The sequence below is a fragment of the Halomonas alimentaria genome (assembly GCF_009902005.1).
GTDB lineage: Bacteria > Pseudomonadota > Gammaproteobacteria > Pseudomonadales > Halomonadaceae > Halomonas > Halomonas alimentaria.
On the sequence record NZ_WUTT01000001.1, the window covers coordinates 2,800,805 to 2,819,930 of the forward strand.

Sequence of the window (19,126 nt, forward strand, 5' to 3'; positions counted from 1 at the left end):
TGAAACCGCTCAGCGCCGATGGTAGTGTGGGGTCTCCCCATGTGAGAGTAGGTCATCGTCAGGCACTTATTCAGAAAAAGCCCCGAGCATCGTGAGATGGTCGGGGCTTTTTTGCGTTCGTAGGAGGGGAGGTCAGCTCGCGGTCCTGGGCCCTGATGGCCGAGGTTAGACTTTGGTCTTTATACCAAGGTATAATGTTCGCCATTATCAATAGAGCCAGAGGTCCTTGTCATGATCAAGTCGGTCGAAGCCTTTCCTGCCATCTGGGACCGCAGCGGAACCTCGCGCCGTGTCGTAAAGCCTCTTCTGCGCGGCGTGTGGCGTGGAATGATCAAGCTGGCTGAAGCTCAGTGCGCTGCACATGCCCGCCGTGGTTTCATGCCCCACGTCTGAGCCTCGTCGCTTGCCGAGCCGGTCGGCGATACAGGCAACAACAGAAAAGCCCGGACCATGTGGTCCGGGCTTTTGCGTAGTGATGCTTCGGGGCGTGTGTCTTACACCACGCCCTGGTCGATCATCGCATCGGCCACCTTGCGGAAACCGGCAATATTGGCACCCAGCACCAGGTTGGTGGGTTCGCCGAACTCCTCGGCGGTATCGGCGCACTGGCGGTGAATATTGGCCATGATCTCCTTGAGCTTCTCGTCGACCTTCTCCAGCGGCCACTGCTCCATGCTGCTGTTCTGGGCCATCTCCAGCTGGCTGGTCGCCACACCGCCGGCATTGGCAGCCTTGCCGGGTCCGTAGGCGATCTTCGCCTCGAGGAAGCGGTCCACGGCATCTGCGGTGGAGGGCATGTTGGCGCCTTCGCTGATGCAGTAGACGCCGTTGTCCAGCAGGGCCTGGGCGTCGTCGGCGGTGAGTTCGTTCTGGGTGGCGCAGGGGAAGGCGGCATCGGCCTTGATACGCCAGACCGCGTGGCCACCCTCGGGGTACTCGCCGGCCGGAATGTAGGTCGCTTCGGGGTGCTGCTCCAGATAGGCCTCCAGCGAAGCGCGCTTGACCTCCTTGAGCTCCTTGAGCAGGTCAAGGTCGATGCCGCGGGCGTCATGCAGGGTGCCGCGGGAGTCGGAGCAGGTCACCGGCTTGGCGCCCATCTCGTAGAGCTTCTCGATGGTGTAGATCGCCACGTTACCGGCGCCGGAGACCAGGCAGGTCTTGCCTTCGAGGGCCTTGCCGAGGGCTTCCAGCATGTTCTGGGCGAAGTAGACCGCGCCGTAGCCGGTAGCCTCCTTGCGACCGATTGAGCCGCCCCAGTCCAGCCCCTTGCCGGTGAGTACGCCCTCATAGCGGCCGGTCAGGCGCTTGTACTGGCCGTAGAGGTAGCCGATCTCACGGCCGCCGACACCGATGTCGCCAGCGGGGACGTCGGTGTGCGGGCCGATATGCCGATACAGCTCGGACATGAAGGCCTGGCAGAAGCGCATGATCTCGCCATCGGACTTGCCCTTGGGGTCGAAGTCCGAGCCGCCCTTGCCGCCACCGATGGGCAGGCCGGTGAGGGCATTCTTGAAGATCTGCTCGAAGCCGAGGAACTTGATGGTGCCGGAGGTGACACTGGGGTGGAAGCGCAGCCCACCCTTGTAGGGGCCCAGCGCCGAGTTGAACTGGATGCGGTAACCCTTGTTCACCTGGACGCGGCCGTCGTCGTCGGTCCAGCAGATGCGGAACATGATCTGGCGCTCGGGTTCCACGATGCGCTCGATGATGCTGTGGTCCAGGTAGTGGGGGCTGTGCTGGAACAGCGGACGCAGGCACTCCAGGACTTCCTCGGCGGCCTGGTAGAACTCGGTCTGGGCAGGGCTGCTCTTGCGAAGGTTTTCCAGGGTATCGTGAACGTAGGGCATCATCGTTTCCTGTGTGAGTGAATGTGCCGGCCGCAACAGGCCAATCTGAAAGTGGTTTCCACGGGCAACGACTATATAGCAATGCACCATTATGCAGCAAATGTATGGGTCATGCGCTCGTTAGACATTGTTATGAGCCAAACACGCTTGTAAATCCGGAAAACACTTGCACCCAATTCATGCATCGATATTTCTTCATAGATGGTTTTTAAACGCAGGTTGCGTGATGTCTGCAATCCTTTACCGGCTTTCCTCGTGGGAAGCGTGGTGCTAAGGTGCTTCGCCCCCGGTTGCCCCGGCAGGGGCGGGGCCATAGGCATACACAGAAACAAGGTGCGGCATGGAGAAGACGATGACTTACCCGGGGGAGCTGCTCTGCTACTGTCGGCCTGGTTTCGAGCCCGATCTGGCAGCCGAGCTGGCCGACAAGGTCACGGCGCTCGGCAGAGAAGGTGAGGCTCACTACACGCAGGCCGATGGCTTCGTGCGTTTCCTGCTGCCTGAAGGCGAGGCAGCCAACGGCCTGCATCGTGACCTGCCGCTGACAGGGCTGGTCTTCGCCCGGCAGAGCCTGGTGGCTCTGCCACCACTGCTGCTGACGCGTGATGACCGGCTAACGCCGATCATCGACCAGGTGGTGGCCAGCGGCTGGAGCTTCGAGAGCCTGTGGCAGGAGACCCCGGATACCAACGAGGGCAAGGCGCTGTCCGGGCTGGCCAAGGCGCTGGAGAGGCCACTGACCTCGCTGCTGACCAAGCGCAAGGCACTGCGTCGCAAGGCCGGCGGGCGGCGGCTCCATCTGCTGTGGAGTGCCGGTGATCGTGTGCAGCTGGGCATGAGTTTTCCAGGCAATCGCAGCGAGCTGCCGGGCGGCATTCGTCGCCTGCGCTTCCCGAAAGCGGCGCCCAGCCGTTCCACCCTCAAGCTGGAGGAGGCGTGGCATGAGTTCGTGCCGCGCGCTGAGTGGGACGAGCGTCTCGGTCAGGGCATGCAGGCGGCGGATCTGGGGGCGGCGCCCGGCGGCTGGACCTGGCAGCTGGTGCAGCGCGGCATGCATGTCTACGCCATCGACAACGGCCCCATGGACAAGGCACTGATGGCCACCGGGCAGGTCGAGCACCTGCACGAGGATGGTTTTACCTGGGAGCCCCCGTATCGCCTCGACTGGCTGGTCTGCGATATCGTCGACAAGCCGTCACGGGTCGAGGCGATGGTGGAGCGCTGGCTGGTTAGGCGTTGGTGCCGAGAGGCGGTCTTCAACCTCAAGTTGCCGATGAAGCGACGCTGGCCCGAAGTGGAAGCCTGCCTGGGACGGCTCGCCGAGGCGCTGGAGGCTGCCAGGGTCGACGCCGAGATTGCCTGCCGTCACCTCTACCATGATCGTGAAGAGGTGACGGTGCATGTGCGCCTGCGGGGGTGATGCTCAGTGGGCGGTGGGCTCGTAGATGCGGATGCGCTCCTCCTCGGTCAGCAGTGGCAGCAGCCGCTGCATCACCCGGGTGCGGGTCTCGCTGGAGTACCACTCCTTCCAGGCGCGCATGTCGCGCCACTTGGTGATCATCAGACGCCGGTCACTGTGCCCCAGTTCCACGAGACTCTCGCCACCCACGAAGCCCCTGGCGCCCAGGGACTCACGCATGGCCTCGCGGGCAGCCTCCTCGTACTCCTCCTCGAGACCGGGCATGATACGGCGTTCGATAATGATCTTGATCATCTTGCAGGCTCCGACTGATTTTCTTAAGCAACCCACGAGGTCCTCGATGGCGGAGATACCCGACTTTCACGCCGAACTCGATACCACCGGGCTCTACTGTCCCGAGCCGATCATGCTGATGCACAACAAGGTCCGCGATATGCAGGCGGGCGAAGTGCTGAAGGTGATTGCCAGCGATCCGGCTACCACCCGCGACGTGCCCAGATTCTGCCAGTTCCTGGGCCATGAGCTGGTCGATCAGCGGCAGCTCGGAGACAGTTACCTCTACTTTATCCGGTTAGGCTAATTCTGTCCCGGCCCTGTTGGTCAGGTTCCGGGGTCGCTCTCCGGCATCACCATCAGGGCCAGTGCCTCCAGGATCGCAGGGTCTTCCTGACGGATGCGGTTGGCTATCTGACGCTGGAAGAAGTAGACCAGTCGGTGGCGGCTGTGTCCGGGATAGAGGCAGGCATCGCCGAGCAGGATAGGCGTCTCCTCGACGCGGCGCTCGTCGGCCAGCAGCGCTTCGATCTTGCCGTCGCTGTAGAGGCGCCAGCCGAACACCTGCTTTAGCTGCCAGGGTGCATCGCCGTCGTCCATGCACAGGGCATGGGTGCCCTGAATCTCGGGCAACTGCTGGATCAGGGTGACCTGCTCGGTCTCCTCATAGTCGAAGTAGTTCGCGGCGTGCTCCAGCTCCATCAGCTTGTGCTCCGGCGCTACCTCGAACAGCTCTTCGGTCTCGGGGTCTCGGTAGCCGACGAAGCGGCCGTGCTCGTCGTCATCGAGGCGATGGCAGGGCGTCAACGACTCCATCCACGCCACCAGTCCGACCACTTCACCATCCTCGCGCAGGCCCCAGGCCAGCAGCGGCATGCCATACAGGGTGTCCGGGCTGGAATCCAGGCGATACACCATCTCGAGCCCATCGAGTTCCGGTGCCAGTCGTATCAGGCGGCGTCTGGCCTGCTGACGCTGGCGCCTTGCTTCCAGGTCGATGACCCGGGCGGAGCGGGGTGACAGCTGGGTTCCCATGGCGTCTCTCCAGGTGCTGCTTGATCACGGGACCGGGCCGGGTGGCGGGCTCCCCGGGCCGGCGCGAAGCGCTCTGCGTCACTCAGGCACCACCAATAGCATAGACCCACCCCCAGGTTAAGCCCTGTGGCCTTGGGCCACCGTCGGGATAGACGCTCAACAGCGCGATGCCAGGCGGTGTCGCCGCTCCAGATGGCCTTGCATGGCCTGGCGAAAGCGGGGTAAAGGCGCCTCGTTGCGCTGTCGCGAGAGCCACGCCTGGCGGTACGCCTCCACATCGTCGGGCGGCGCTTTCAGGCTGGCGAAGAGCGGTTCCAGGCCCATGAGCCAGGCCGCGGCCGCGTCATCCAGTGCCTCCAGCCAGGCGGCGAGCCGTCGGGCCTCGGGGGTCTGCTGCAGGTCGGCGGTGAAGTCTCCTGTGGGGCAGTGCCCGGGGGTGGAGAGTGCCCGGTCGAGCAGGGCATTGGCTTCAGTGAGGCGCTGTTCGGCGAGCAGCAGGGTTCGCAGCAGCTCTGCCGTGTAGGGGCGGTCGTTGAGTGCCTGCAGGTGGTCCTCCAGCCTATCAGGGCTGGGTAGCGGTCGGTCTGCCTCGAAGGGGGCACGGCTCAGCTCGTGGAGATAGTCGAGGGCGGCCAGCTGCTCGCCTGGAGGCGCCAGGGCTTCCGGTGCCAGGGCGGAGCTGACCCGCGAAAAGCTATGCGCCCACTCCTCCGACCCGAACAACCCGTTCCAGATCGCGCGGGGCAGTTGCTCGCGCTTGGTCACGGTGAGCCGCTCTAGGCGGGCGAGATCATCCGCGGCGAGGCGCTCCGCCACCTCGCCCGACAGACATGACTCCAGGCGCCGCCAGAGCTCGAGCTCGTATTGCCAGCGCTGGCTGGCCGGTGCCACACGGCCCAGGGTGCTGTTGCGCTCGGCGACCAGGGTGGTGATGTGGCATTCGCGCAGGGCGTGGATGTCGAGCATGCCTTCGCGGGTCTCGGGAATGTTCACGCGGCGTTCGCGCAGTTCGGGGAAGGCGCCGATATTGCGGGGCTTGGCGTGCTCGGGGGGTGCCAGGTCGAGCCGCTCGGCGAGGGCTCGCTGGTAGTCGCGGAGCAGGTGGTCACTGGCGTCGTTGCCGCCGCAGCCGACCAGGCTTACCGACAGGACGATGCCCACGCCGACGCGGCGCAGTGAGTCAGGGATGGAGCGGGTCGCGTTCGCCATGGGCCACCGCCTTGCCGATTCGTCTCAGTCGCTCGCCGAGCATCACCGCGGCAGCGGTGAGCCCGCCGATCAGGCCGATCCAGTAGCCATGCACACCGAGAGGCTCGACGAGTCCGGGAATGCCGCGGGTGCCCAGCCAGTGACCGCCGGCCATGCCCACCAGCCAGTAGGAAGCCAGCGTGATCACCATGATGATACGCGTATCCTTGTAGCCGCGCAGCGCACCGGCCAGGTTGACCTGCAGTGAATCGGAGACCTGGTAGATCATGGCCAGCAGCACCAGCGACAGGGCCAGGCTGGCCACTTCGGCGTCGCGGGTATAGAGACCGATCACCGGTTCCGCGGTAAAGCGCAGCAGCAGGCCGTTGAACAGTGCCACGGCGAGGCAGACGGTGATGCCGTGCCAGGCCACCCGCCGAGCATAGCTCGGGCGGCCCTGGCCGAGCACGTTGCCCACGCGCACCGTCAGCGCCATGCTCAGCGACAGCGGGAGCATGAACAGGATGGACGTGTAGTTGAGCGCCACCTGATGGGCGGCCACGGTGATCTCACCCAGGCTGGCGATGAACAGGGCGATCAGCGTGAACAGCGTGACCTCGACGAAGATCGCCACGCCGATGGGCAATCCCACGTAGAGCAGCTCGCCGATCATCCGCCGCCGAGGGGGGCTGGGGGCGTGCCACAGCGAGACCTCGCCATAGGCTCGCGAGTGGCGGGTATAGAGCACCATGGCCAGGCACATGGTCCACAGCGACAGCGCCGTGGCGATGCCGCAGCCCAAGGCTCCCAGGGCTGGCAGCGTTTGAATCCAGCCCGGCAGCCAGCTGCCCAGCAGGTCGCTGAGACCCTCGCCGCCGTAGATCAGCACGAAGTTGCTGGGCACATTGACCGCGAGGCCCAGCAGGCTGATCCACAGCGAGGGACGGGTGTGATTCATGCCGTCGGAGAAGGCGCGCAGGGCCTGGAAGAGGGCGGCTCCGGGCATGCCGAAGGCGACCGCGAAGAGGTAGCTGCGGGAGCGCTCCGCCACCGCTTCGGGCACGTCCATCAGGGTGAAGATCGGGCCCACTGCGAACCACAGCAGGGTAGCGGCCAGCGCCCCCAGTGCCAGGGCCACCCACAATCCCTGGTGCACGTTGGGGCCGATCTCGCCTCCGCGTCGGCCACCCAGCAGCTGAGCGACGATGGGCGTCAGCCCCATCAGGGTACCGGTCATGAACAGCATCAGTGGCAGCCACAGGCTGGAGCCCACCGATACCGCCGCCAGGTCGGTGGCGCTCAGGCGTCCGGTCATCATCACGTCGGCCACGCTCATGCCGGCCTGGGCCAGCTGGGCACCGCAGATCGGCAGGGCCAGCACCAGCAGCGGGCGCGTCTCGCGGCGTGCGGTGTCGAGAAGGGTGGCAAGCGGGCGGCTCAAGGGGTGCCCTCCATGCGGCCGGGAAGGGCGCTCATGCTAGCAAGGCCGAGCGTTTTTTACCCGTCTGGCGACGGGTATACTGGCGCCTTACCCATGACCACGGAGGCCGCGTGACACACCGCCTCGAGGACATCATCGCCCTGTTCGACGGCCTGTTCGAGGAGACTTACCGGACTCGCCTGGTACGCGGGGGGGATGAACCCCTCTACCTGCCCGCCGACGCCGAGAGCCCCTGGCATCGAGTGATCTTCGCCCGCGGTTTCTTCACCAGCGCGCTGCACGAGATCAGCCACTGGTGCATCGCCGGCGCGCGGCGCCGCGAGCTGGAGGATTACGGTTACTGGTACCTGCCCGACGGTCGGGACGCCCGCCAGCAGCGTGACTTCGAGGCCGTGGAGGTGGCGCCCCAGGCGCTGGAACTGCTCTTCTCCCGGGCCTGTGGGCTGCGCTTTCACGTCAGCGTCGACAACCTCGACGGCGATGCCGAAGTGGATCGCGACGCCTTCCATGCCAAGGTCGAGGCGCGTGCCTGGCGCTATCTGAGCGAGGGCCTGCCACTTCGGGCCGAGGCGCTGCGCACTGCGTTGGCGACCTTCTACCGCGACGGCGCAGCACTCGACGAGGCGCTGGCGGCCGGTCGCGACCGGCTGCAGGTCGAGCCGGCCTGAAGCGTTGGCAAGCGTGAGTCGGCGGGTGCTGTTCGCAGCGGCCGCGAGCGGGCTAGGGTGTATGTTTTATCGCTGGCCGATGGAGTCACCGTGTACCCCGATCCGCACCCGCAGGAGCAACGCTTCCTCGAGGCCCTGGGCCAGGACGACTGGCCCGCTGCCGAGCAGGCCCTGAGCCTGGCGCAGGCAGGACTCTCCCCCGAGGCCCTGATCGAGCTGTTCGAATCGCAGCTGATGAGCCGCCACCTGGACCTCCAGGCGCGCCGCCTGCAGGCGCGTGGCGAGGCCTTCTACACCATCGGCAGCGCCGGCCACGAGGGCAATGCCGCCGTGGCCCTGGCGCTGCGACACACCGACCCCGCCTTCCTCCATTACCGTGATGCGGCCTTCTTCATCCAGCGCGCACGCATGGTGCCGGGTCAGGATCCGCTGCGCGATCTGCTGCTGAGCTTCGCGGCCTGTGCCGAGGACCCGATCTCCGGTGGCCGCCACAAGGTGCTGGGCTCCAGGGTGCTCAATGTGCCGCCCCAGACCAGCACCATCGCCTCCCACCTGCCCAAGGCCATGGGCACCGCCCACTCCCTGGCCCTGACGAAACGCCTGGGAGTCGCGGGCCAGTGGCCCCATGACGGGGTGGTGCTGTGCAGCTTCGGGGACGCCTCCTTCAACCACTCCACCGCTCAGGGGGCGCTCAATGCCGCGGCCTGGAGCGCCTACCAGGGCCTGCCGATGCCGCTGGTGTGGCTCTGCGAGGACAATGGCATCGGCATTTCGACCCCCACGCCCGCCGGGTGGATCGCGGCGAGCATGACGTCACGCCCCGGCGTTCACTACCTGGCCTGCGATGGCCTCGACCTGCTCGATACCTGGCGGGCGGCACGCGAGGCGGTGCATATCGCGCGCACCCGGCGGCGGCCGGTGTTCCTGCATATGCGCTGCGTACGGCTCTTCGGCCACGCCGGCTCCGATGCCCAGCAGGCGTATCTTTCTCCCGCGCGCATCCAGGCCGACGAGGCCCGCGACCCGCTGCTGATCACCGCCGGTCTGTTGCGCCGCCACGGCGTCCTGAGTCGCGACGCCATCGCCCAGCGCTATCATGACCTGCGTGAGCAGGTGGCGCGCCGTGCCGAGGAGGCGATCGGTCGTCCGCGTCTGACGAGTGCGGAGCAGGTGATGGCGAGTATCGTGCCGCCGCCTCGGCCGTCGCGTATCGCGCCCTGGCAGGGCACGGTCGATGTCACCCCCGACACCCTGGCGCGGCATCTCAATCGCGCCCTGGAGCGGCTGATGGGCCGCTACCCGCACCTGGTCATGGCGGGTGAGGACATCGGTCGCAAGGGCGGCGTCTACGGGGTGACCCAGAAGCTGCAGGCGCGATTCGGGGCGCATCGGGTGATCGATACCCTGCTCGACGAGCAGAGCATCCTGGGGCTCGGCATCGGCATGGCCCAGAATGGCCTGGTGCCGATCCTCGAGATCCAGTTCCTGGCCTACCTGCACAACGCCGAGGACCAGCTGCGCGGCGAGGCGGCCACGCTCAGCTTCTTCTCCAGCGGGCAGTACACCAACCCCATGGTGGTGCGTATCGCCGGACTGGGTTACCAGAAGGGCTTCGGGGGGCACTTCCACAACGACAATGCCATCGCCGTGCTGCGCGACATCCCGGGACTGCTGGTGGCCTGCCCCTCCAACGGGGCCGATGCGGTGGGGCTCCTGCAGGAGGCGGTTCGCCTGGCCGACGAGGAGCAGCGGGTGGTGGTGGTCATCGAGCCCATCGCCCTCTACCACACCCGCGACCTGTTCGCGGAGGGCGACGGCGCCTGGTGCTTCACCGATCCGGGGCCCGAACATCGCCTGGCGGTGGGTGAGCTGGGCCAGTGGGGCACCGGCCGGGACCTGGCCATCGTCACCTACGGCAACGGCGTCTACCTGTCGCGGCAGGCCGCGGAGCGGCTGCAGGCCGAGGGAATCGCGCTGCGCATCGTCGACCTGCGCTGGCTCACCGCCATCGACCACGATGCCGTGCATGCCGCCGTGGCCGACTGCGCGCGGGTACTGATCGTCGATGAGTGCCGTCGCTCCGGCTCGCCGAGCGAGGAGCTGGTGACCGGGCTGGTGGAGCGGGGGCTGGACGGCAGGCAGGTGATGCGACTCACCGCCGAGGACAGCTTCATTCCCCTGGGGCGCGCCGCCACCGTGACCCTGCCCGCCGCGGAGGACATCGTGGTGCGCGCCCGGGAGCTGCTGGGTCGATAGCCGGTCGTCTAGTCCGCCTCGCCGCCGTTGAGTCGCTGATGCAGTCGCAGCATCACTTCCACCTCGTGCTCCGGGCGCAGTGGCTCGAGGCCCAGTTCGCCGAAAAGCTCGCCGCGTGCCCGCGACCAGTCACCGGGGTCGAGGTCGTCATACAGGCTCTCCGCGGGAGCCAGTTCGACGAAGGGGTCCAGGCCGTAGGTGTCGAAGAGCCGTGACAGGGCCGCCTCGTCGTCGCCGACCCCGGCAGTGAACAGAGTGGCGCTGAAATGGTCGTTTTCCAGCTCGCGGATCACGTCCAGCGGGCTCACCCCCATGCTGCCGAGTTCCTCGAGGCTATAGCCGCCCAGCGAGACCAGCTCGGCCTCCAGCCACTCGTCCTCGGGCTGGATCAGGGTGTGCTTGACGCGGCCATCGGGCAGCGTCCAGGCGATCGCCAGCGGCAGCCCGCCCTCGTCGCCGGTCTCCACGGCGATAAAGCCGGGGATCGAAGTGTCATCGCCTTTGGGTGGCATGTCGGGTGTCCTCATGGTGTCGTGTCGCCGCGGCTCGCCTCGCGGGAAGCGTCGGCCGGCAGTCGGAAGAAGCGCCGGGCCGTTGTGGTCGTAGCCGCCGCCAGTTCGGCCTCGCTGTCGCCGCGCCAGTGGGCGATCTCGCGCAGGATCCAGGGCAGCAGCGCCGGCTCATGGCGCCTGCCCTTGAGTTTGGCAGGTAAGTTGCGCGGCAGCAGGTAGGGACAGTCGGTCTCCACCATCAGCCGCGTGGCGGGGATCTCCGCGACCAGCTCGCGCAGGTGGTGGCCACGGCGCTCGTCGCACAGCCAGCCGGTCAGGCCGATATGCAGGTCCAGATCGAGATAGCCGAACAGCGTTGCACGGTCGGCGGTGAAGCAGTGCACCACGGCATCGCCGATCGCGTCGCGCCATGAATGCAGCATCTCGCGCATGCGCTGGCCGGCGTCGCGCTCGTGGATGAACAGGGGCTTGCCGCTCTCCGCTGCCAGCCCCAGCTGGGCCTCGAAGGCGCGCTCCTGCTCGGCGGGGGTCGAGAAGTTACGGTTGAAGTCGAGGCCACACTCGCCCACGGCCACCACCTCGGGCTGGCGCTGCAGCTCGGCCATGTCGGCGGCAAGTCCCGCATCCCAGCGGCTGGCATCGTGGGGGTGGACCCCGGCGGTGGCGTGCAGCGCCAGGCCCTCGCCGGCGAGCCGACGGGCCATGGCCACCGCCTGCTCGGCGTGCTCGCGATCGGTGCCGGTGAGGATCAGTGTGGTCACGTTGGCCGCCCGGGCCCGGGCCAGCACCGCCGGCAGGTCCCGGGCAAAGCTGTCATGGGTCAGGTTGGCGCCGATGTCGACCAGCGGGCTGGGCGAGGTGAAGCGCAGCGCCTCGGGCAGGAAGTCATCGAAGGTGTCGGCCACGCCTAGGCTCCTGTGCAGTGGGGGTCGGCAGGGGGCGCTATTCTACCCGTCGGACGGAGGCCACGGCCACGTCCGGGCACGCTTGAGTTACACTGGGCGCCCTGTCGATCGAGGAGGACCCCGCGTGACCCTGCTACGTCTGGAACAGCTGCAACTGGCCTATGGTACCCATGTGCTTCTCGACGGCGCCGATCTGGTGCTGCAGAAGGGCGAGCGCCTGGCCCTGGTGGGGCGCAACGGCACCGGCAAGTCGACGCTGCTGCGCCTGGTGGCCGGCGAGATCCTGCCCGACGGCGGCAATATCTGGCGTGCTCCCGGGCTCAAGATCGGCGTGCTGGCCCAGGAGCTTCCCGAGGCCTCCGGCCAGACCATCTTCGACATGGTGGCGGGTGGACTGCCCGAGGCCGGCGAGCTGCTCTCCGAGTACCACCACCTGATCCATGAGGACGAGCCCGACATGCGCCGCATGGCCGAGCTGCAGACGCGGCTCGAGGCCATCGACGGCTGGTCCTTCCACCAGCGCATCGATGTGGTGCTGACCCGCCTCGGCCTGCCCGCCGAGGCCGAGATGGCAGACCTCTCCGGCGGCTGGCGTCGCCGTGTGGCGCTGGCCCGGGCGCTGGTCGCCGAGCCCGACCTGCTGCTGCTCGACGAGCCCACCAACCACCTCGACCTGGACACCATCGCCTGGCTGGAGGAGCAGCTGCTGGACTTCAGTGGTGCCGTGCTCTTCATTACCCACGACCGTGCCTTCCTGTCGAGGCTGGCCACGGCGATCCTCGAGCTCGATCGCGGGCGGCTGGGCCGCTATCCCGGGGAGTATGCCGCCTATCAGGCGCAGAAGAGCCACGAGCTGGAAGTCGAGGCCCGCGAGCATGCCGAATTCGACAAGAAGCTCGCCCAGGAGGAGGCCTGGATCCGCCAGGGCATCAAGGCCCGACGCACCCGCAACGAGGGCCGGGTCAGGGCACTGGAGCAGCTGCGCCGTGAGCGCAGCGAGCGCCGTGAGCGCCAGGGCAAGGCCGCGCTCTCCGTCGATAGCGGCGAGCGCAGCGGCAAGCGGGTAGTGAGCCTCGAGCATGTCACCCAGCGCTTTGCCGGCGAGCCGGTGATCCGCGACCTGTCGCTGGAGGTGCAGCGCGGCGACCGCATCGGCTTCATCGGCCGCAACGGTGCCGGCAAGACCACGCTGCTCAAGATCCTGCTCGGAGAGCTTCAGCCGAGCGAGGGCAAGGTGCAGTTCGGGACCAAGCTGCAGGTGGCCTATTTCGACCAGCTGCGCGCCGGGCTGGAACCCGAGAAGACGGTCTACGACAACGTCGCCCAGGGCAGCGATCGCATCAGCGTGGGCGGCCGCGACCGCCACGTGATGAGCTACCTGCAGGACTTCCTGTTCACCCCGGAGCGGGTGCGGCAGCCGGTCAAGGCGCTTTCCGGCGGCGAGTCCAATCGCCTGCTGCTGGCCAAGCTGTTCACCCAGCCCGCCAACGTGCTGGTGCTCGACGAGCCCACCAACGATCTCGACGTGGAGACCCTGGAGCTGCTCGAGGAGTTGCTGCTCGACTTCGACGGCACCCTGCTGCTGGTCTCCCACGACCGGGCCTTCATGGACAACGTGGTCACCAGCGTGCTGGCCTTCGAGGGCGAGGGCCGGGTGCGCGAATATGTGGGTGGCTACAGTGACTGGGTGCGCCAGGGCGGCAGTCTGCCGCCTGCCCCCTGGGAAGGGGCGGCGCGCCAGCACGCCGAGCCGGTGGCGGAGCCGTCGCCATCGGGGGGCACGACGGTTGTGGCCGAGGGGACGGAGAAGTCCGCCTCGGCCGGCCAGGCGTCGGCCGCTGACAAGGGTGCCTCCAGGAAGCCCGCCAAGCTCTCCTACAAGCTGCAGCGCGAACTCGACGGCCTGCCGGCGGAGATCGAACGGCTTGAGGGGGAGGTCGCCGGGTTCGAGGCCCAGGTCGGTGACCCGGGCTTCTATCAGCGGGAGGCCAGTGAGGTGACCGCCACGCTGGAGGCCCTCGCCGCGCGGCAGGCCGAGCTCGATGCGGCCATGGAACGTTGGATGGAGCTGGAGGCCCAGGCGTCCGGCGAGGCATGAGAAAGGCGCCCCGGAGGGCGCCTAGAGAAATGGGGCGACAGTAGGCGATTACTCTTCGCTCTTCTCGCCCTTCTGGCCCACGCGCACGGCCAGCACGTCGCACTGGGCGCCGTGGAGCACGCCGGTGGAGGTTGAGCCCAGCAGCAGGGCAAAGCCGTGACGGCCATGGGAGCCGACCACGATCAGATCGACATCGTGCTCCTCGGCGAAACGGTGGATCTCGGTGTCGGGCATGCCCACCACTACGTGCTGGTCCTCCTTGGCCACGCGCGGGTCGGCGATCTCGGCGAGACGATGCTTGGCATGCTCGTCGAGCTGGTCCTGGATGCTGGTCAGGTCCATGGGGATGTCGCCGCCATAGGCGAAGCCCAGCGGCTCCAGGGTGTGCATGATGGAGAGCTTGGCCTGGTTGCGGTCGGCGATCTGGGCGGCGCGCTCCAGCACCCGGTGGGAATCCTTGGTCAGGTCGACGGCGACCAGGACGTGACGATATTCGTTGCTCATGGGAGGGCTCCTCGACAGATGTCGTGCGGTCTATGGTGATGCCATCACTCTAGGCCGGCTGATCCGGCAAGACAACGGTCTATATCAACCATTTCGCATCCATTGTTGCGTATCAACCCGAAGGAGAGACGCCGATGATCTGGCTGTTCATCGTGCTGGCCATGCTGCTGGTGATCTCGCCGGTGATGTGGCTCAAGCCCAGCCCGCGACAGAAGCGTGTTGCGGCACTCCGCAACGCGGCCATGCAGACCGGGCTCAAGGTGACGCTGCAGGTGCCGCCGCTGCATGGCGACAAGGTGCCGATGCCGGCCTATCGCTGGCCCTATCCGCCACAGCGGCCGGGGCCGGATTTCATGCTGGTCCGCGGCTCGCATGCGGCCGCAGCGCTCAAGCCCTTCGCCCATGACTGGCGCTGGCGCAAGGAGCCGTTGCGGCCCCTGCCCGACGCGCTGGAGGCGAGGCTCAAGCGGCTGCTGGAGCGGTTGCCCCAGGATGCCCTGGTGGTGGAGTCCGATACCCGGGCCTTGACACTGTGGTGGCATGAATCCCAGGGCTATGAGCGCTTCTCGACCTATCTCGAGGATTTCGAGGCCCTGCGTGATGGCCTGGCAGGGCGGCCCGATGACCCACAGGCATCCGGTCCGCCGGTGCCGCCCGCCGTCTAGCCGTGCGCTTCATCCCCCCGCGCCTGCAGCGCCAGGCCATTGTTCTCGATGCGTGACAGCAGGTCGGCCAGGGTGGTCACCTCGGCCTCATCGAGGCCGGCGAGCATCTCGTTGCGTGCTTCTCGCACCACGTCGTCGATGCGCTCGAGCAGCGGCGTGGCCGCGGCGGTGAGATAGACGCGCTTGGTGCGACGGTCTTGGTCGCAGGGGCGGCGCTCCACCAGGCCCTGCTCGGAGAGCTGGTCGAGGGTACGCACCAGCGAGGGGGCCTCGACGCCGATGGCACGGGCGAGGTCGCACTGGGGCTGGCCATCACCCAGCCGCCACAGGTGGTAGAGCGTGACCCAGCGGGTCTGGGTCAGTCCCAGGGGGGCGAGACGCTCGTCGATGACCGCACGCCACAGGCGGGGCAAACGGCTGAGCTGGAACCCGATGTTCTCTTGCATGGACGTTGGGCCTTCGGTTCAGGAAATCTTCCTGAATTGTCGGAACCCACTGCGTGGATTGCAAGCGGGCTTATCATTCGCTTTTCCCTGCAGTTGCCGGCGCCGGTGTATCGGCGGGGCTGATCTCGCTCTCATCGCCACTCTCTTCCTCGCCACTTTCTTCCTCGCTTCTCTCGGGGTCGCCCGGCGTCTGCTCCATGGCTGCCTCCTGTGATGTCATCTCTGCGCCCTCGGCCTCACCATCGCCCGGGACGTGCGGCTGCCATGCCAGCCGCGGCAGGCCCGCTGGCCGGCGCGGACGCCCATCGGCCAGGGTGGCCGACTCATCCTCGGCCACCTGGAAGCGGATCACGCCGATGCGCTGGCCACCTTCGGTCATCACATCGATGCGCCAGTGCCCCGCGGGCGACTCGGGAAAATTCTGCTTGTGGCTCCAGGCGCGGTAGCCCGCCTCGCGGCCCCCCTCGATCACCAGCGGAATCCGGTCCACTTCCTGGCCATTCTGGCGCCACACATGCTGGATCTCCTCACGCAGGCCGCGAGGGGCCCGGATGGCCGTGTAGGCGAACAGCCCCTGGCTGCTCAGTGCCTCGGGGGTAAGGCGCAACTCGCCACTTGGTGCTCGGGCGGCCTCGTCGAAGCCCGGCGAGAGGGCGGTTGCAGTGATCCACAGGCTGGCCGGTGGCACCCAGGTGCGTCCCGCCCAGGCCGCCCCCGCCAGCAGCGGCAGAAGGACCAGCACCATCAGCCAGCGTCGTCCGCGCTGGTTGGCGGTCAGGTGCAGCAGGCTCGGCAGGCTGAACAGCAGCATGGCAGCGATGGCCAGCAGCAGGCTCTGGTAGGTGGTGAGGTGCAGCAGGGTGGGCAGGGTGACCAGCACCACCAGGAAGACGCACTGGGCGTGAAAGGCGAAGTAGAACCAGCGCTGCCGTTCGGCGATCCGGTGGTAGAGGGGATCGAGGACGGAAAACAGCGCCATGGCGATGATCAGCAGGGTGAACAGCGCCTGGCCGCTGCGCCACACCGTGGTGGCCAGCAGGAAGGGGAGACAGAAGAACAGCGTCTCCTGGTGGATCATCTGGGCAAGGAACTGGGTCACCGTGCGCGGCAGGGTGGGATAGCCGCGTCGCGCCAGCAGCCGACCGATCAGGCTTTCCGAGAGCAGCAGCAGCCAGGCGCCGAGCATCCCCAGCGCGAGCAGCGCGCCGAGCCACTGCTGGCGCTCCACCAGGAAGAAACTGCCGAGGCCGGCGGCGAAGGCAATGGGCGGCCACAGCCAGCTCCAGGGGCGCAGGCGGTGGATCAGTGCTTCGGCACAGGCCTGCAGGCGAGCGGCTCGGCTGGTGGCTGGCGTATTGTCGGGGTGGGACATTCGCATCTCGGTCGGCTGGCACCCTAGCAGACTAGCACTCGGCATATGGAGTCGCCGTCCGCCGACAGGCCGAGGTAGTGTACAAGGAAGTACTGGAAGCGTCCCAGCGGCGGTCCGGTGCTCCGGAGTCTGTCCCCGGAACCGCCTTGAGCGGTGCTGCCATCTGCGATGGCCCTGGGTCTTTGGCAGAGACACTTGACGCCGGCGCCAGGCTGAACCAAGCTGTGCGCATTCAAACGGCCGTATGAAATCGGGAGATTCGCGGAATGATCTATCAGGGCAATGCCATCACGGTGGTGCGTGGCGATGACGATATCGCCACGCTCACCTTCGATCTGCAGGACGAGTCGGTCAACAAGCTCTCCAGCGCGGTGGTCACCGAGCTGGATGAAGCGGTCAAGGCGCTGCAAGGCGAGAGTGGTCTGGCGGGCCTGCTGCTCACCAGCGCCAAGGAGGCCTTCATCGTCGGCGCCGACATCACCGAGTTCCAGGCCATGTTCGGCAAGGGGGGGGACTTCCTGGAGTCGATGCTGGTGCGGGTCCACGGGATCTTCAATGCCATCGAGGACCTGCCGTTCCCCACCGTCACCGCCATCAATGGCCTGGCGCTGGGCGGTGGCTGCGAGGTGCTGCTGACCACCGACTTCCGGGTGATGAGCGAGAGTGCCCAGATCGGCCTGCCCGAAACCAAGCTCGGCATCCTGCCCGGCTGGGGCGGCTGCGTGCGCCTGCCGCGTCTGATCGGCGCCGACAACGCCGTCGAGTGGATCGCCGGCGGCACCCAGAACCGGGCCGATGTCGCCCTGAAGATGGGCGCTGTGGATGCCGTGGTGCCGGCCGAGCAGCTGGAGGCGGCGGCCCGCGATATCCTGGCCCGCGCCATCGCCGGTGAGCTGGATTACCGGGCCCGCCGCGCCGAGAAGCAGCAGCCACTCAAGCTGGGGCCGATCGAGCAGATGATGGCCTTCGAGACGGCCAAGGGTTATGTGGCCGGCAAGGTGGGCCCGCACTACCCGGCGCCCGTAGAGGCGATCAAGGTGATCCAGAAGGGCGCCGGCGAGGAGCGCGCCCGGGCCCAGGCCATCGAGTCCAAGGCCTTCGTCAAGTTGGCGATGGGTGAGGTGGCCTTCAACCTGGTCGGCCTGTTCATGAACGACCAGGTGGTCAAGAAGAGGGGGGCCCGCTACGAGAAGCAGGCGCGCCCGGTCAAGCAGGCCGCCGTGCTCGGCGCCGGGATCATGGGCGGCGGTATCGCCTACCAGAGTGCCAGCAAGGGCACGCCGATCCTGATGAAGGACATCAAGGACGACGCCATCGAGCTTGGCCTCAAGGAGGCGCGCAAGCTGTTCGCCAAGCAGGTGGAGCGTGGCAAGCTCACCACCGAGAAGATGGCCGAGCGGCTCACCAATATTCGTCCGACCCTCGCCTACGGCGACTTCGGCCACGTCGACCTGGTGGTCGAGGCGGTGGTCGAGAACCCGAAGGTCAAGGAGGCGGTACTGGCCGAGGTGGAAGCCGAGGTGAGCGAGCAGACCATCCTGACCTCCAACACCTCCACCATCTCCATCACGCGCCTGGCACAGAACCTCAAGCGCCCCGAGAACTTCTGCGGCATGCACTTCTTCAACCCGGTGCACCGCATGCCACTGGTGGAGGTGATCCGCGGCGAGCAGACCAGCGATGCCGCCGTGGCCGCCACCGTGGCCTACGCCCGGGCCATGGGCAAGACCCCCATCGTGGTCAACGACTGTCCGGGGTTCCTGGTCAACCGGGTGCTCTTCCCCTACTTCGGCGGCTTCAGCCTGCTGATGGAGCAGGGCGCCGACTTCGCGCGGGTCGACAAGGTGATGGAGAAGTTCGGCTGGCCCATGGGCCCCGCCTACCTGCTCGACGTGGTGGGCCTGGATACCGCGGTGCACGCCGGCGAGGTGATGGCCGAGGGCTTCCCGGAGCGCATGGGCAGCCTGGCCGGTGGCGCCAAGGGTGAAGGCGACAGCCAGAGCGCCATCCAGATGATGTTCGAGAACGACCGCCTGGGCCAGAAGAATGCCAAAGGCTTCTACGCCTACGAGGAGGATCGCCGCGGCAAGCCGAAGAAGGTGCGCGACGAGGCCGCCATCGAGCTGGTCAAGGGGGTGGCCAGGGAGAGCCGCGAGTTCAGCGACGAGGAGATCATCGCGCGCATGATGGTGCCGCTGTGCCTGGAAGCCGTGCGCTGCCTCGAGGATGGCATCGTCGGCAGCCCGGCCGAGGCCGATATGGCGCTGATCTACGGCATCGGCTTCCCGCCGTTCCGTGGGGGGGCGCTGCGCTACATCGACGCCATGGGCGTGGATGCCTTCGTCGCGCTGGCCGACGACCTGGCCAAGGAGCTGGGTGCCCTCTATGCGCCCACCGACAAGCTGCGTGAGATGGCCGCCGCCGGCGAGCGCTTCTACGACACCCAGAACCAGGCCCCGGCCCAGGCCTGATCCCCGCCACGACAACAGGAGTCGC

18 protein-coding genes are annotated in these 19,126 nt (G+C 67.2%); 8 read left to right on the forward strand and 10 right to left on the reverse strand.

The window, feature by feature from the left end; genetic code table 11:
• The first annotated feature begins 231 nt into the window (after positions 1-231).
• The gene (locus GRB96_RS15590) at positions 232-393 is read left to right on the forward strand and encodes a hypothetical protein (protein ID WP_205743537.1); all 162 of its coding nucleotides are present in this window, start codon (positions 232-234) and stop codon (positions 391-393) included.
• Between the two features lie 101 nt (positions 394-494).
• On the opposite strand, the gene gdhA is transcribed toward GRB96_RS15590, so the two are convergent.
• Positions 495-1,847: an NADP-specific glutamate dehydrogenase gene (gene gdhA / locus GRB96_RS13220; protein WP_161432574.1), complete on the reverse strand. Its 1,353-nt coding sequence runs from the start codon at positions 1,845-1,847 to the stop codon at positions 495-497.
• 340 nt (positions 1,848-2,187) lie between these two features.
• Between gdhA and rlmM the strand changes: the two genes are divergently transcribed.
• A complete protein-coding gene (rlmM, locus tag GRB96_RS13225) occupies positions 2,188-3,267 on the forward strand; it encodes a 23S rRNA (cytidine(2498)-2'-O)-methyltransferase RlmM (RefSeq protein ID WP_240894169.1) in 1,080 nt (359 codons plus the stop codon).
• A 3-nt stretch (positions 3,268-3,270) separates the two neighbouring features.
• Here the strand turns inward: rlmM and GRB96_RS13230 are convergent, their stop codons facing one another.
• The gene (locus tag GRB96_RS13230; protein WP_161432576.1) at positions 3,271-3,561 is read right to left on the reverse strand and encodes an antibiotic biosynthesis monooxygenase family protein; all 291 of its coding nucleotides are present in this window, start codon (positions 3,559-3,561) and stop codon (positions 3,271-3,273) included.
• Between the two features lie 46 nt (positions 3,562-3,607).
• Between GRB96_RS13230 and tusA the strand changes: the two genes are divergently transcribed.
• Positions 3,608-3,847, forward strand: a complete 240-nt coding sequence (tusA, locus tag GRB96_RS13235; protein ID WP_161432577.1) for a sulfurtransferase TusA — start codon at positions 3,608-3,610, stop codon at positions 3,845-3,847.
• 20 nt (positions 3,848-3,867) lie between these two features.
• Here the strand turns inward: tusA and GRB96_RS13240 are convergent, their stop codons facing one another.
• The 3 genes from GRB96_RS13240 to GRB96_RS13250 all read right to left on the reverse strand — a co-directional run bounded on the left by GRB96_RS13240 (position 3,868) and on the right by GRB96_RS13250 (position 7,204).
• The gene (locus GRB96_RS13240; RefSeq protein ID WP_161432578.1) at positions 3,868-4,575 is read right to left on the reverse strand and encodes a hypothetical protein; all 708 of its coding nucleotides are present in this window, start codon (positions 4,573-4,575) and stop codon (positions 3,868-3,870) included.
• 156 nt (positions 4,576-4,731) lie between these two features.
• The gene (locus tag GRB96_RS13245) at positions 4,732-5,784 is read right to left on the reverse strand and encodes a DUF3080 family protein (RefSeq protein WP_161432579.1); all 1,053 of its coding nucleotides are present in this window, start codon (positions 5,782-5,784) and stop codon (positions 4,732-4,734) included.
• Positions 5,756-7,204: an MATE family efflux transporter gene (locus tag GRB96_RS13250; protein ID WP_161432580.1), complete on the reverse strand. Its 1,449-nt coding sequence runs from the start codon at positions 7,202-7,204 to the stop codon at positions 5,756-5,758. Before GRB96_RS13250 ends, GRB96_RS13245 begins: the two co-directional genes overlap by 29 nt.
• 110 nt (positions 7,205-7,314) lie before the next feature.
• Between GRB96_RS13250 and GRB96_RS13255 the strand changes: the two genes are divergently transcribed.
• Positions 7,315-7,872 (forward strand): elongation factor P hydroxylase, encoded by a 558-nt coding sequence (locus GRB96_RS13255; RefSeq protein ID WP_161432581.1) that lies wholly within the window; start codon positions 7,315-7,317, stop codon positions 7,870-7,872.
• 90 nt (positions 7,873-7,962) lie between these two features.
• Entirely contained in the window at positions 7,963-10,128 is a 2,166-nt protein-coding gene (locus GRB96_RS13260; protein ID WP_338074040.1) for a thiamine pyrophosphate-dependent enzyme, read from the forward strand.
• 8 nt (positions 10,129-10,136) lie between these two features.
• Here GRB96_RS13260 and GRB96_RS13265 read toward each other — a convergent pair whose 3' ends face one another.
• Together GRB96_RS13265 and GRB96_RS13270 are read right to left on the reverse strand one after the other, a co-directional pair.
• Positions 10,137-10,640, reverse strand: a complete 504-nt coding sequence (locus tag GRB96_RS13265) for a hypothetical protein (protein WP_161432582.1) — start codon at positions 10,638-10,640, stop codon at positions 10,137-10,139.
• 11 nt (positions 10,641-10,651) lie between these two features.
• Positions 10,652-11,545, reverse strand: coding sequence for a TatD family hydrolase (locus GRB96_RS13270; protein ID WP_161432583.1), 894 nt, complete (start codon positions 11,543-11,545; stop codon positions 10,652-10,654).
• A 124-nt stretch (positions 11,546-11,669) separates the two neighbouring features.
• Here GRB96_RS13270 and GRB96_RS13275 point away from each other — a divergent pair, with 124 nt between their 5' ends.
• Entirely contained in the window at positions 11,670-13,643 is a 1,974-nt protein-coding gene (locus tag GRB96_RS13275; protein ID WP_161432584.1) for an ATP-binding cassette domain-containing protein, read from the forward strand.
• A gap of 48 nt (positions 13,644-13,691) precedes the next feature.
• Here GRB96_RS13275 and GRB96_RS13280 read toward each other — a convergent pair whose 3' ends face one another.
• The gene (locus GRB96_RS13280) at positions 13,692-14,147 is read right to left on the reverse strand and encodes a universal stress protein (RefSeq protein ID WP_161432585.1); all 456 of its coding nucleotides are present in this window, start codon (positions 14,145-14,147) and stop codon (positions 13,692-13,694) included.
• Positions 14,148-14,281: 134 nt separating this feature from the next.
• Between GRB96_RS13280 and GRB96_RS13285 the strand changes: the two genes are divergently transcribed.
• Positions 14,282-14,812 (forward strand): preprotein translocase subunit YajC, encoded by a 531-nt coding sequence (locus tag GRB96_RS13285; RefSeq protein ID WP_161432586.1) that lies wholly within the window; start codon positions 14,282-14,284, stop codon positions 14,810-14,812.
• Here the strand turns inward: GRB96_RS13285 and slyA are convergent.
• Entirely contained in the window at positions 14,809-15,258 is a 450-nt protein-coding gene (gene slyA / locus GRB96_RS13290; RefSeq protein ID WP_161432587.1) for a transcriptional regulator SlyA, read from the reverse strand. The genes GRB96_RS13285 and slyA overlap by 4 nt on opposite strands.
• 73 nt (positions 15,259-15,331) lie before the next feature.
• Positions 15,332-16,630 (reverse strand): DUF5924 family protein, encoded by a 1,299-nt coding sequence (locus tag GRB96_RS13295; protein ID WP_161432588.1) that lies wholly within the window; start codon positions 16,628-16,630, stop codon positions 15,332-15,334.
• A gap of 266 nt (positions 16,631-16,896) precedes the next feature.
• Here GRB96_RS13295 and fadB point away from each other — a divergent pair, with 266 nt between their 5' ends.
• Entirely contained in the window at positions 16,897-19,101 is a 2,205-nt protein-coding gene (gene fadB / locus GRB96_RS13300) for a fatty acid oxidation complex subunit alpha FadB (protein WP_161432589.1), read from the forward strand.
• Positions 19,102-19,126: the final 25 nt, after the last annotated feature.